Consider the following 15,116-nt stretch of genomic DNA (forward strand, 5'->3'; position numbering starts at 1 on the left):
TCGGTGGGAGCAAGCCTTGGTGCTGAAAAGCATCGCGGAAGCTTGCTGGAAGAGAGCTAAGGCGGAATAAGGGCGTACAATACAGCGTTGACTTTAAGGCCATACTCGCATGCAGCGAGTAAGGTTTTTGTCATTCCCTGCCAAGTTTTAATAGTTCACTTTGATTTTGTGAAATTCATCACAAAATTAAATATATTTCCATATTTATCAAAAAATATGTTGAATAATGAGAAATCTTGGGATATTATGGATTGAATTATGAATCTTTCAGACTATTAGTTAAGTATATCTACCTATTAACCAAGTGAAAATGAACAAAGGCAAATCCGTCGAAAGGCGGAGACGCAAAGCCACGGGTCTAATCCATAAGTCACATTATGGGATGATAGCCGGGTTGCTCTTTAGAGCTTGGTTTTTTTGTGCGCAAAAAATAACGATATGGGGGAAATAGCAATGAAGTTTGGTAAATGGGTGATAATGGTAGTTTTATTTATGGTGTTTTCATTAATGAATTGGAATAAGGCCTATGCATTAAGCGTCCCTGGAGGGGATGCTAATTACTCTGGTGAGGAAGTGGTTTGGAACGATTCGGACGCCTCAGGAAACACTCAAATTTATTTAAAAATTTAGCAACCGAAGAAACCAGGCAAATAACGAGTACTGCCACGTCCAAACGGTTACCCAAGGTAAAGAATGGGTTGATCGTATGGCAAGAGAAACCTAATAGGAGAGTGAGAGATTATGAAACAGATAAAGCAAAAATTATGGAAGCTTGGCGCACAAGCCATAATGGCGTCAATCATTGGACTTTCCCTACCGGCACAATGGACTTATGCGGAGGTCAGTTATACATCCTCGGACAGCTCGCAGGTAGCGGAGGTTTCCGGTACAAGCACCTACTTATCGGGTAACGGTATGATCTGGATCGGCGAGGATAACGTAGGAAGCTCACAAATCTATTATAAGGATCTTAGCACAGGGGAACAGAAGCAAATTACAACCGTAGGCTCTCCAAAGGATTCCGCTATGATCGGAGGAAATATCATTGTGTGGGAAGATAAACGGGATGTTTTAAGCGATATGTATAACAGAGATATCTTCAGCTACAATCTGCTGACCGGCGAAGAAAAGAAGCTGAATACGAAGCTAGGCGAGAACGTACAGCCTATAACGGATGGCGATTATGTCATATGGTACGACCGGGGCACGATGGGAGATATGTACCTCTATGACATTGCTGCGGGAACAGTTAAGCTCTTGGGGCAAGGGCGTTATCCAATGGTTGCTCAAGGAAAAGCCGTTTATTTGGATTCGCTGGACGGAGGGCTGAGCCTGACGGATATCCAATCAGGCCAAATGAAACAGCTTCTGCTCCCGACAAATGGCTCTCATGTAGACTGGTTTACATTTAATGGACGGTATGTGCTCTGGAAGCAAATGGACCTGAGTAAGACCAGTCAATATCGGATGATGGATCTAGAGGGCACTGATGCGGGCGTTCCCGTAGATTTAACGCCAAAGTCAAAAAAGACGAGAGAATATTCACAAATGACATTAGGGACCAACACGGCGGCTTGGCTGGAAGAGAAGAGCGGAGTTGCGCAGATTGTGGGCGCCAACCTGAAGGAGAAAGAAACCTTTCCCATCACACAAGCAACCAGCGATCAGAAGTTGCTTAATTATGTAGGGGACCAGTTAGCGGTTAGATCCGACGATGATAACATTGCCTTTCGTAATTTTGTTAGGGTTGAGACCCATTCAGATTCCTCCTCTGTTTCTCCAGCGGTTCCTGAAGCAGATACTAGTGTCAAGCAGCAGGTTGCTCCTATCGGCGGAGTCGTTCAGACGAAGAACAAAGAAGTGATGCTTTCCGTACCGGATGGGGCTTTGAAGGAAGCTGCCATGATCGGAATCAGCAAAAACAAGGATGCTGCCGCATCTGGTGGCCCTAAGCCATTGAAGCGGATAAGCGATATTTGGGATATTTCATCCGATCATCCGTTTGAAAAACCAGTGGCATTGAGCTTGTCATTTAATAAAGCATCCATCGCGCCCAATCAAGTTAAGAAGCTTTCGTTGTATAAATACAATGAATCATCCGGCAAATGGCAGTTGTCTGGAGGGGTCGTGGACGGCGACGCTGGGACAGTGACGGTATCGACGAAGGCAGCGGGAACCTTTGCTATTTGGCTAAACGATAAAACATTCGGGGATGCCCAAGGACACTGGGCACAACAGATGATTGAAATATTAGCTTCGCGGGGGATCGTAGACGGGGTTAATGAAGATCAGTTCCATCCAGAGGATAAGCTTACGCGAGCGCAGTTTACGAAGATGCTCGTGGGAGCGGTCGGAATCTCGCCTTCAGGCAGAGGTAACGCGCCCTTCAACGACGTACCCGCAGATTATTGGGGGCAAGAGTGGATCAAGGCAGCTGCTGAAGCGGGTATTGTAGAAGGGGATTCAGGCCATTTCCATCCGGAAGAGCCTCTTACTCGCGAGCAAATGATGGCCATGTTGATTCGAGCGTTAAGTTTGAATGGGCAGGCTGCGGAGCTGAAAGAGAGTGAGCTTGCTTCCTTGCTCCCTTTTCAGGATGTACAGGACCTAAGCCCTTGGGCTAAAGCGAGCGCAGCTCTTGCGGTAAAGCTTGGTCTGATTCAAGGAAGCGGCGGCGAGCTGATGCCGACTCATGAATCGACCCGGGCGCAAGCAGTTGCTGTCATTTTCAGAATCCTTGTAAGAGAGAAATTAATCTAGTAGGGCTAGGAGAGATTGTACATGAAGAAGAAATCGATATTTGCCGCATTCATGGCCGTTATGATAGGTGTGAGCGGAATCCCTTTTATCCCCGGAGCAGGCTTGCAGAAAGCTTATGCAAGCACAAGCGTACGCGTGTCACCGAATGAGGTAATGGCTGTATATGGCGGTAAAATGGATATTTCCTGGAATTATACGGACCCCGGCAAGGGGCAGACATCACATCCTACGGATGTGGATATTTGCGGACAGCAGAGTCTGGTAAGCGGCGCAGATTATCCGGTAACCGAGACGAATACGGTAACCTGGAATGGGCAAATACAAGGAAAGCCGGCATTAGATGGATCCTATGAAGCATGCGTAACTCCAACAGATTTCGATTTTCCTGGAAGGTCAGACTTCCGTGTATTTAATCCAGCTCCGCCTGCGCCAAAAGCAATAGAGGTGCTCCCTAATCTGGGCAGTACGTCACATGTGATTCGAGGCATTGCGGAAATCGGCACCAAGGTTACCTTGCAAATGTGGGTTACGAAGAGAGTTGGGAATGACCGGCTGGTTCAAGATCCTGTTGAGGTTCCTTTAGCTGTGGATATTCCAGTTGCGCCTGGGCGTACATGGTCTGCTGGGATACCCATTGATGGTTATTTCCCCCAATTCCCTTCTTATACCGACAAGACGCCATCCGACTTCGTCGGAGAATGGCAAGCGGTAGTGACATTGCCTGAATATGAAATTGCCCATATTACGGCCACGGCTAACCGAGAACTGGATCATAAATCATCCGGGCGGTCTGAAATGCTGCAGGTCCTGCGGTATTCGGCTCCGAACTGGGATGTCAAATGGGCTGAGCTTGCGGGTTATTATTATAATGCGGATACGACGGACAGCATGTCAGCTAGGATCAGTGATACAGCTTCGTTTAATCATGTGGAGATTAAGAAATGCAGCGATGGCCAGAACTGTCCTGGATTTATCGATAAAGGCACGAATCTGCTCCTTATGAATCCATTAGAGGCTGGCAATATTTTGAGTGGGGATATTACCGATATTAATAACGCTTATGTCAATAAATATGGGCATCCGATCCCGGAGCATTTGGACCCTATCAACTTGGCAACGGGGGATTTCAGCTTCCACCATACGAATATGTCCTTACAAGCGGCTATGCCCCTGTCCTTCACGCTGAATTACCATACCCGTGACAGCTATAATGGGATGAATAGGGTAGGCTGGCACCATTCCCTGGATTGGCATTTAAGCAAAAGCGACGGCGGGAACATGGTTGTCGTCTCTCCTGACGGAGCTAGCGTTGTCTATGTCCCTGCGGCAGACGGCCATTATTTGACACCGCCGGGCGTGTTCAATACATTAGTACGTCAGCCAAACCAGACCTTTGAGCTGGAAACCCCTCAGAAATGGAGATATATATTCAGGGAGGACGGCTTGTTGCATCAAATCGTGGATGCTAACGGCAACGCCGCTGCATTCACTTACCAGGATACTATCCTTCAACGGGTGACAACAGAAGGCGCTAGCATGAGCTTTACGTATGGAGAAGGCGGAAAGCTGGCGCAGCTTACCGATCAATCGGGGCGCTCGGTTCGCTATCGCTACGATGCGATTAACCACGACCTCTTGGCGATGGTATTGCCGGATGGAGCGGAGATCGGCTTCGACTATGATGCGAAGCATCGCATGACGGCGATTCATAATCCGAATAAAACGGCTTCTTTGGTTAATGTATACGATGATCAGGACCGGGTGGTCGAGCAGCAGGATTTTTCCGGACTGTGGTCTTTTGTGACCTACGACTCCGAGCACCGCAAAACGACAACGAAGGATGCCAGAGGCAAGTACCGTACGTTTACATTCGACGAAAGATACCGACAGACCGAAATCGCCTACCAAGATGGAACGACCGAGGCGTTCACTTATGATGCGAATGATAACATGACGTCCATGCAGGATCGGAATGGAAATACGACAACGTACACTTATGACGAGAGGGGCAATCTGCTGCAGCAAATAGACCCGACCGGCGCTATCACAAATATCCTTTATAACGAATTCAACAAACCGAAGCAGATCACGGATGTACTCGGCCATATCACCCAAATTGGGTATGACTCTAAAGGGAACGTCAGCTCCATCACCAATGCTTTGAACGAGACCATGGCGGTCACGGTGGATGGAAGAGGCATTCCGACGAGTGTCCAAAATGCGAATGGAGAGACATCCGTATTTACCAATGATGCTTTAGGCTTTGCCAGAGCCATTACGGACCCTGCTGGCTTCAGCAAGGAGCTGACTCGCGATGCCTTGCATCGGGTCACGGATGTAAGGGATTCGCAAGGGAATCTCACCCATATGGACTACGATCCCCGAGACCGTGTGAAGACCAAAGTGGATGCCCTTCTTCAGGAGGAAGGCTTTGCGTACGATGACAACAGCAATCTGGTCCGCCATACGGAGTCTCATGTGTCCGGTGATGCCAATCCAGCAAGTACGCATTATGTATACGATAAGTTTGATCGCCTGCAAGCTGTTACGGATGCACTCGGCCAGACGACTTCCTTTACGTATGACGAAGTAGGAAACCGCACTTCCATGACCGATGCCAATGGGGCTACAACCTTATACAGCTATGACGACGTCAACCGTCCCGTTGAAATCAAAGACCCGGAAGGAAACGTGACCAAGCTATCGTATGACGGCAACGGAAACCTCCTAACGAAGGAGGATGCCCGTCACGGCAAAACCGTGATCACCTACGATAAGCGTAATTTACCGTTAACGGTTACGGATGCGGCACAAGGCACAACCACTTACGCGTATGATGCTTTAGGGCGCGTTACTTCGGAAACGAATGCACTTGATCAAGTAACCCAGTATGCCTATGATGCCGCAGGAAAAATCATCCAGGTCATGGATGCCGCCCAGCAGGCGACGACATTCCAATACGATAAGGCGGGACGTTTGATCAAGCAAACGAAGCCTAACGGTGCCATATGGACTATGGAGTACGATGCGCGTGGACTTTTAACGGCAACCGTAGACCCGCTTGGACACCGTAAGGAGCTGATTCGCGATGATCTGGGAAGGGTTCAGGTTTCCAAGGATGAGCAAGGCATGGAAACAAGCTACAGCTACGATCCGCTAAACCGCGTGCAGTCGATCATGGATGCTTTGGGAAGCAAGACTGAATTTGCCTATGATCCGCTGGGCCGGATGAAGCAGGTGAAGGATGCCAACGGACATGCCACTTCTTATGATTATGACAAACTGGGCCGTTTAACAAATGTCATCAATGCGCTGAACCAAACCACAAGCTACGTCTATGATGCAGTTAATAACCTGGTTGCGAAGACAGATGCGAACGGACATAGCACGCTGTATGAATACGATCCGCTTCATCAACTAACGAAGGAAACCGATTCTCTGGGCAAAACGACCGAGCTATTCTATGATAGCGTGGGCAATGTAACGACGATGAAGGGCCCGGACCAAGCCACGACCCAATACTCGTATGATTTGATGAGCCGCTTAACCGGCATTCAATATCAAGACGGCAAACAGGTCAACTATACATATGATATGCTGGGCCGCCGGGTATCGATGACAGATTCCATAGGGACCAGTTCCTATCAATACGATGTGTTAAACAGGCTTACGCAAGTAACGGATGCCTATAACCAAACCATTCAATATGAATGGACGCCGACAGGCCAACGCAAAAAAATGGTCTACCCGGATCAAAGCATCGTTACGTACGATGTCGATTTATTGGATCGCATTACCGGTGTCACCGATGCTTCAGGAGGGCATACGTCCTACACCTATGACGCCAGAGGCCTCCTTGCATCGAAGACATTGCCTACTCAGGCTATCAGCACGTATCAGTATGATGCCATTGGGCAATTGCAGCAGATTAAGCATGCGAACCAAAACGGCAAAGTGCTGGAGCTATTAACGTATGCCTATGATCCAGTCGGGAATAGAACGCGGATGGAGCGATTGCAGGATGGCGACGATGAGGATGATGAGCATTCAGCGGGTGAATCGATCGTTACCCAATACGCTTACGACGCATTAAATCAATTAGTGCAAGTGCAGCAGCAAAATGGCTCAGATGCCGCCTCCCTCATCAACACGAGCTACTCGTATGACCAAGCGGGCAATCGCGTATCCAAAGGGATGGCATGGGGAGAACTGAACAAAACGGAGCTGTATACTTACAATGCAGGAGACCAGTTAACCCATTGGCAAAGCGGAATGAGCTACAAAGACTATACGTATGACCTGCGAGGCAATCTGCTCAAAGTGATGGGGATTGTCGCTGATGAAGAAACCAATGGAACGTCAGTAAGCAATGATGTGTATGCTAGCGTCAGCCCAAATGTGTATAGCGCCTCTGGAACAAGCGACGAAGCTAATCCTTCGCCAGAAGAAGAATGGTCAGAACAATACGTTTGGGATACGGCTAACCGCCTGATGAAACAGATTAATCCACAAGGAGACATTACGCAGTATAAGTACGACGGAGACGGCAACAGGATGAGCATGATCGTTGACTTAGCTCATGGCCCGGATGGACGTAACAGTGGAAATGGCAATGGGAATCACGGCAATGGTAATGGAAACGGCAACGGAAATGGAAATAGTAACGGTAATAGCAATGGTAACGACAACAGCAATGGCAATGCCAGCTCTAAATGTGACCATGTCGTTCCAGCGGGTTTTGTGCCTCCAGGATTAGCGAAGAAATGCGATCAAGCTGACGATTATCCATCTGAACATCCAGTGAGCCCTAGAGACGGTTGGGAGCATGAATACAAGCAAAAGCACAGGGAAATCAAATTCACGAATGATATCAGCTTAGCGCTGCCAGAACCGATTGCGGCCCAGGAAACAGACGAGAGCATGTGGAAGGAAACGTACGTCTACGGCGCAGGCGGAGAACGATTGAGCATGACCTACCGCCATACCCTGGACGCCAACAACGGTTGGGAACCAACACCTGGCCAACGGCCAGACAATGCTACCGTAGTTGGACCGAACACGCTCTATTACTTAACGGATGCGCTGGGCAGCACGGTAGGGATGCTGGCAAGCGATGGCAAAGTCTCAGCACGCTACCACTATGACGAATTCGGGACTCCGACGGATGCCAAGAAATTTGATCCTAACTGGCCAGGACCGGATAACCTTTTCGGATACACAGGTTTAGGGTATGATTATACTAGCAGCCTTACTTATGCTAGAGCTAGGTACTATAAACCGGAGATTGGACGGTTTATTAGTGAGGATACGTATAAGGGGCAGTTAGGTAATCCTCAGAGTCAGAATGGGTATACGTATGTAGAAAATAATCCTTTGAGTTTTATTGACCCGAGTGGGCATAGTTCATTAGAGCCAACAATGGTTAGCAATTGGATAGATTATGCAAGAAAACAGGGGACTGGTAATAAGTCATTTTGGAATATCAGATCGGAACTTGGCAGTAAAGCAAAGAGTTTCATTGACGATGCCTATAAAGACGACAATAACTTGTTTAAGTATTGGTTTGCATTAGCAACAATGACGAGTAGTAATCAAGAAGATAATACTCTTGGAAATGCTGATTGGGCAAAGCAACTTTTGGTAGATATATTTGCTGAAGAGTACATGTATGAGTACAATGATTTTAGCAATATGGTTGCTTTTGTAACGATGAGCCCAGAACTTGAACCATTATTCCTCAGGTCTTCGAAAGTATCAACTGTTCCAGCTCAATTTGCAAAAGGTATTAGGTTTGAGCAAGATGTGTTAGGGGAACTAAATTTGAAACCTAACACAACGAAAATAGGTATGAGTATTCCAGATGCTATTAACGCAGGCAGGATTTACGAGGTAAAAGATGTTGCATATGTGTATAGGTCAGGACAGTTTAGGGACTATTTAAATAGTGGGATGCCCATTGATTTAATAGTAAATACTAATTCAGTTGTGTCAAAACCTCTACTCGAAGCAATTAAGAAAGGTGGAGGAACTATTAAAGTAAGAAGAGGAGCTAATGACTTTGTGGATTATGAATATTTCCATAGTTAGGCGGAGGACACTATGTACGAAATGACTGCAGTTATTTTTACTATAACGCCTTTTAATACGGCTGAAATTGCTAATAAATTTTTTGAAAATCTTGTTAAGAAAGGTTTTACGCCTCAAAAAATTGGTACATATGAACCTTTAAGGAAATCATATACTCCAAGTGAATCTATGGATATGTGGACACGTGAGGAAGCAGGTTGCTTTGATGAGAAAGTGGGAAGGATGGTCGGTAAAGCTGGGGGAATGCTTGGGAAAAGCATTTCTCCCGCATTTCAATTTACTACTCAATGGTATAAGTGTCCAAATAAGATATCGTTGAATTATATTGATTTTTATTTCTCATTAAAAACTTTCATGAAACACAAAGAAGCAATTGTAACTCTTTTTAAAGAGACTATTGAACTAGTCGATGGTATTTACGGCTACATTTCACACGATAAAGCCCAAACTCGCCAACACGTGACAGGTACACTAGAAACAAGGATGCCAGGGGTATTTTGGTGCAATTACTTTGGTAAGACTTACGTAGATTTTTTTAGGCAGGATACTATTCTATCATTACCGTGGCAGAAAACTGAATCTCTATCTAACGGTTTGCTTACTTTTCTAGCAAATGAACCACATCAAGAATTGCTGGATTCTCCAATTTTAGAGACAAAAGCAAAAGAGCATCTTGGAATAGACTCATTTGGTAATAAAGCTGAATATGATAACATACCTAATCACTTCGGTCCACAATACAAAAGAGTTCCTCCTTTAGGTTGATAACTAAACCATCTTACGACATACCATCGTAGGGTGGTTTCTTTTTGTCCGCCGCTGTATCGCTAACAACACAAATAACCTCTCAAAAGTATGAGTGGCTGATGTTCGTCACATTAACAACAATTCTGACGAACAGCTTTCACCCTCTAATCACTTTCAAGCGTAGCAAGCAAATACTACTCACTTAGCATTCTATCGCCAACAGAAACAAATCAGCGATGACAGGAACAATGTAATGTGTCTGAGGCGGTTGCAAATGCAGTTGCCAATAATAAAAATGCTATTACATTTAATCCCGCAAAACCAGATTTAAGTGAATATGGTTTAAGTGACCTAGACTATACCGCAAGTGTAACGAATTATGTTGTTACGGGTGAAGTTTTAAACGGAATTTTTGGTGAAGTACCAACTGGGACAACGGTTTATTTACCACAGCAGGTTTTCTTTGATGAGAATAATGTTAGAGAAAAGAAGTGGTATAATGGTGGGTTGGTACTATATGATATTGCGAAGGAAGAATCGAGAGTGGCAGTAGATAATCACTCGATGGATTCAGTAATAAGTGCTTTAAAGGAGGCTGGGCATAACTGAAAGCAAAAACATTTTTAATGCTAGGTATTCCATTGTTGGTGGCATTTGTATTTGTAGCGTATCTTGCTTTGCCTTGGATTCTCATATTCATAGGTATTCATAGCAAACCAAATCCTCCACGCCCTGAAATCACATATGGAGAATTTCCATTTCGTTTGGAGTATGAAATTAACGGAGAACGAAAGGTCATTCAAGATACTTTAATATGTGAATTTGATGGTATTGGCGCAGATGAAGCCAATGGAAAATATCGTAAGTGGAAAGATAGATTGGCTAACGGAAATAGCTTTCGGCAACCGTTGCTAGAAGTCAATGGCAAAGCGGAAATATCCTATTATCCAGGGATTGCAAAATACTTTATGGGTGATTTGGGTCACAATGAAGAGTTTCAGCAGACTATTGCTGACTCTATAGTTATTGAAAGAGGAGGCAGAATTATCAAAAAAGATGGAAGGGTTTTTGAAAATGATGGAAGGACTGTTAGCACTCAATTTTCCAATGCAAATGAATTTCTTGATAAGTACCATATTAAACTGATAAGCTGGGACTCTACCCCACCAATCAAAAATATTTTTTCTAAATGATTAATCCCTACCGCCGTGCGACTAACCATCGTAGGGTGGTTTTCTTTTTGTTCCGCCGCTGTATCGCTCACAACGTAAATAACCGCTAGGACGATATCAAGCGGCAGAGCTTTCAATTCAGACGACGACTTTTATATGCTGCAAATTACAGTATCTTGCGACGGAGAACCACGTAACTACCCTGACCGATTCTGAAAACGTCTGCGACGTTGTATGCTTAGCTGTTAATCAACATCAACACGACAAACAAGAGAGAACAGCGTGACGTTTCTGTTTGTCAGAAATCATTGTAGGGCTTATCATACACCTTAGATAAAAGTCATCTTTTATATATGGGGGTCTTTTGGTCATGGATCGCCCTCCTGCTGTGCATACCTCTCTGCGGAAAAAGCCATATTCAATACGGGTAATTACTACCCCTCCACCCCTCACGATAAATGACCATCCCCAAATAATCGCATTCGGCAACAATTCGACTTCCTACCTAACTCAGGTCACACAATCATAGTTTTGTTGCATTATGAAAATAAATGAAAGCTTGTCAGCTATGCATTCATCGGAAACTTCGAAAATTTAGACTGGACAATGCAACATATTGGATGATACAGTCCCAGCCAAAGACACATATTGTATGGATGGGAGAGTTACCACATTATGAACCTTGTACAACCAATTAGAAATAAAGCTAAGATCGAAGAGATTAAAGATCGACTTCGTCACCAATCCATACGGGACGAATTTCTCTTTACGCTAGAGAGTATGAGTGGCGGTAGGTATCCCTATCCCATCAACATCAATTCTGTAGAGCAGCTTTTACCCTCTAATCACTTTCAAGCGTAGGAAGCAAATACAACTCATCAACCGATCTATCTCCATCAGAAACAAATCAGCGATGGCAGGAATGATGTGATGTGTTAGAGCATGAGAATGGGCTTTTTATTGAGTCTTTTAAATCACCTTATACTGAGGATGATTCTGATTAGCAGAAATACTCATACCACCTTGCGACTAACCATCGTAGGGTGGTTTCTTTTTTGTCTGCCGCTGTATCGCTAGGCTGATACTCGTCACATTAACATCAACTCTGAGGAACAGCTTTTACTTGCTGGTTACTTTCAAGCGTAGCAAGCAAATACAATGCTCAGTTAGCTCATCACTATCCAAGCTATCGCAGGTTTTTTAGTGAACTGGATGAGTATGAGCGACACATTGGGGTTGGGTACCGCGGCGGCTACTCAAAAGACCTCACAGTTGTATGTATAATGCTTAAACTGTTAACGTCATTCACTGCCTCAAGCGTCAACGTATGAAATGACAAAGCTACCTGTACAGAAGGCTAGTATTATACTACAATAGGCTGTAATTGGTAAAAAAATCCCCCCATAATCGCTAGAGTATTACTGTTTATTAACTATATCAGGGAATTACTAGTAGTTCATCAGGAGGTAAACAAATGGCTACCTATGTAATTCTAATAAAGGAATATGAAGATACAGAAAGCGTAGTTTATAAATTTGGTCCTACTGAGGATAGAATGGGAAGAATTGAATTTAATAAAAAAAACGAGATGTTTTCAGAGCTTGAACCTGTGCCTAATACATCTAATGAACATACATTTATGAGAGCGGTATCTGCTATTGCTAGACATTACAAATCAGGCGAAGGGTTTCCTGATAAAACATTTTTCGCTTCTTGATTCGAGCCACCCATCCAAAATCAGGAAACCTTTCGAATACTAATATAGTGATAAAGTTACATAATAAGCTACATAAAAAAAGGAGTCGTTATTATGAAAATGAGTAAAACCTGGATGATTACTGCTTCATGCATCGTTGCAACTAGCCTTATGGCCGGATCGGCATTCGCCAAATCCGAGAATGGTAACAATCCAGCTAAACCGGATACGACCAAATCAGGGGTAGAAATCAATGTGAATGTAGATGGAGGGACGGATGCAACGGTCACTTCCGATACGTATGGCCATGGCAAAAACGGTTATAAAGGTCTTCTTAATGCGTTGGGAAATGTAAAAGATAAACCTGCTGGGGCTGTTATTGCTGATCTTCTACTAACTAACTATGGTGCTCATATTAGTGATGAATTGAAGGCTGAACTTGATTTAATTAAGGATCGAGATGCTGCACTATCTGCTGTCGCTGACGTATTGGACGAGCAAGGAAGTGTAACAGATGCGGTTTATGTTCAAAAGGAAGCTGTGAAGGTAAACCTGAAGAACATTAATTCTTACAAGAAGTTAACCAAGCTGTATCACAAACTAGGTAAACAAGGTGTTTTCTTATATGTGAATGGTGAGGAGCCATCGTTGGAAGTGAATCCATTCATTAAAGACGGCAGCACATTGGTACCATTCCGTGCCATTTCGGAGGCGTTAAAAGCTGAAGTGAAATGGAATCCAGAAGAACGTTCGGTAACAGTTACGCGCGACGGTGTTAGTGTGAAGCTCTTTATCGACAGCACGAAGGCTTTGGTAGACGGTAAAGAAGTGACTTTGGAGGTTCCTGCGACCATCGTCGAAGGCAATACCGTAGTGCCGGTTCGTTTCATTAGCGAATCTTTGAAAGCAACGGTTAAATGGGAAGACGAGACCAAATCAGTCGTCATTTACGAAGAAGAATAAGCTTTCATTCCACATAGGAGCCTACCATGCGTAGGCTCTTTTTTATCGGGAAAATGTAAGGAATGACGGTTGAAAATGAAATAACAAGGTGTCATCTACACGGAAAGGGTATAATATAGGAGTATTATGTAAATGAAGAAATTAAGATACTATTGCCGCAAGTAAAGGAGCTACAATGACAGAAAATCAAGCTAATAAACATACAGGATGGAACTTTGACAACAGTTATGCGCGTTTGCCCCAAGCTTTTTTTACAAAGGTGGACCCAACCCCAGGACGCGCACCGAAGTTGATTATTCTTAATGGTCCGGTGGCAGCATCCCTCGGGCTGAACGCAGAAGCGCTGCAAAGTGATGATGGTGTTGCTGCTCTCGCGGGCAATCAAATTCCCGAAGGCGCGTTACCGCTTGCGCAAGCTTATGCAGGGCATCAATTCGGACATTTTAACATGTTAGGGGACGGTCGGGCTATCCTACTTGGCGAACAAATCACTCCAGCAGGGGAGCGAGTGGATGTTCAGTTGAAGGGCTCAGGTAGAACACCATACTCCCGTCGGGGAGATGGTCGAGCCGCCCTTGGGCCGATGCTGCGTGAATATATTATCAGCGAAGCCATGCAAGGACTAGGCATACCCACGACCCGCAGCCTAGCAGTTGTAACAACCGGTGACGTCATTTACCGCGAAACCGAGCAACCTGGTGCCGTTCTTACCCGAATAGCTTCCAGTCATGTGCGTGTGGGCACCTTTCAATATGCCGCACAATATGGCACCACCGAGGATCTCCAAGCACTGGCCGATTACACCATGCAAAGACATTATCCAGAAGTTGCCGCGGATGAGAACCAGAGTGAGAATCGCTACCTTGACTTCCTTCAGGAAGTGATCAAGCGTCAGGCTAATCTCATTGCGAAATGGCAGCTCGTTGGCTTTATTCACGGGGTGATGAACACCGACAATATGGCCATCAGCGGAGAAACCATTGATTATGGTCCATGTGCTTTCATGGATGCCTATGACCCAGCCACGGTGTTCAGTTCCATTGACACGCATGGTCGCTACGCCTATGGCAATCAGCCGCGTATTGCCGTGTGGAATCTCGCGAGATTTGCTGAAACTCTTTTACCGCTGCTGCATGCAGACGAAGAGCAGGCAATCCAATTAGCCGAAGGTGCATTGTCCGATTTTTCCAAAACTTATCACCAAACATGGCTCACGGGAATGAGAGCGAAGCTAGGGATCTTTAACGAAGAGCAAGAGGATCATGCACTTATCGAAGGCCTGCTTAGTATGATGGAGAAGAACAGTGCGGACTATACGAATACGTTCTTAGCATTAACGTTTGATAAGCTAGAAGACACAGTTCTGTCTAGCACCCCAGAATTTGCCCCGTGGCAAGAACTATGGCAGGCGAGACTAGGCAGACAGCAGGAAAACAAAGCCGCCTCACATGAGTTGATGCGCAGCAGCAATCCGGGGATAATTCCTCGCAACCATCGGGTAGAAGAGGCATTGGAAGCTGCGGTGGAACATGGTGATTATAGTGTGATGGAGCGACTTCTTTCTGTTCTTTCAAGCCCCTTCGCACACACACCTGAACAAGCAGAATATGCCACATTGCCTGAGCCATCTTCCTGTGCATACCAAACTTTCTGCGGGACCTGATAAAATAGCATAAGATGAAAAAGGGCAA

The 15,116-nt window shown here is 45.1% G+C and carries 10 protein-coding genes and 1 riboswitch; all 10 genes read left to right on the forward strand.

From position 1 onward, the window contains the following. The first annotated feature begins 309 nt into the window (after window positions 1-309). Window positions 310-402: riboswitch (cyclic di-GMP riboswitch) on the forward strand. Between the two features lie 51 nt (window positions 403-453). After that, entirely contained in the window at window positions 454-630 is a 177-nt protein-coding gene (locus tag AC58P7_RS26920; protein WP_497348502.1) for a hypothetical protein, read from the forward strand. A gap of 111 nt (window positions 631-741) precedes the next feature. Then, a complete protein-coding gene (locus AC58P7_RS26925) occupies window positions 742-2,760 on the forward strand; it encodes an S-layer homology domain-containing protein (RefSeq protein ID WP_497348504.1) in 2,019 nt (672 codons plus the stop codon). A gap of 21 nt (window positions 2,761-2,781) precedes the next feature. After that, window positions 2,782-8,847, forward strand: a complete 6,066-nt coding sequence (locus tag AC58P7_RS26930) for an RHS repeat-associated core domain-containing protein (RefSeq protein ID WP_497348506.1) — start codon at window positions 2,782-2,784, stop codon at window positions 8,845-8,847. Between the two features lie 12 nt (window positions 8,848-8,859). After that, window positions 8,860-9,612: a hypothetical protein gene (locus tag AC58P7_RS26935; protein WP_497348508.1), complete on the forward strand. Its 753-nt coding sequence runs from the start codon at window positions 8,860-8,862 to the stop codon at window positions 9,610-9,612. A 237-nt stretch (window positions 9,613-9,849) separates the two neighbouring features. Beyond that, complete coding sequence (locus tag AC58P7_RS26940) at window positions 9,850-10,203, forward strand: hypothetical protein (protein WP_497348510.1); 354 nt, start codon at window positions 9,850-9,852, stop codon at window positions 10,201-10,203. A 17-nt stretch (window positions 10,204-10,220) separates the two neighbouring features. Next, window positions 10,221-10,787, forward strand: coding sequence for a hypothetical protein (locus tag AC58P7_RS26945; RefSeq protein WP_497348512.1), 567 nt, complete (start codon window positions 10,221-10,223; stop codon window positions 10,785-10,787). A 654-nt stretch (window positions 10,788-11,441) separates the two neighbouring features. Further along, complete coding sequence (locus tag AC58P7_RS26950) at window positions 11,442-11,627, forward strand: hypothetical protein (protein ID WP_497348514.1); 186 nt, start codon at window positions 11,442-11,444, stop codon at window positions 11,625-11,627. Between the two features lie 613 nt (window positions 11,628-12,240). Then, window positions 12,241-12,483 carry a hypothetical protein gene (locus AC58P7_RS26955; protein WP_497348516.1) on the forward strand — a complete coding sequence of 81 codons (243 nt, stop codon included), beginning with the start codon at window positions 12,241-12,243 and terminating at the stop codon, window positions 12,481-12,483. A 93-nt stretch (window positions 12,484-12,576) separates the two neighbouring features. After that, window positions 12,577-13,425 carry a stalk domain-containing protein gene (locus AC58P7_RS26960; RefSeq protein ID WP_497348518.1) on the forward strand — a complete coding sequence of 283 codons (849 nt, stop codon included), beginning with the start codon at window positions 12,577-12,579 and terminating at the stop codon, window positions 13,423-13,425. A 175-nt stretch (window positions 13,426-13,600) separates the two neighbouring features. Next, window positions 13,601-15,088, forward strand: a complete 1,488-nt coding sequence (locus AC58P7_RS26965) for a protein adenylyltransferase SelO (RefSeq protein WP_497348520.1) — start codon at window positions 13,601-13,603, stop codon at window positions 15,086-15,088. The last annotated feature ends 28 nt before the right edge of the window (window positions 15,089-15,116 follow it).

This window comes from Paenibacillus sp. J22FR5 (genome assembly GCF_059691975.1).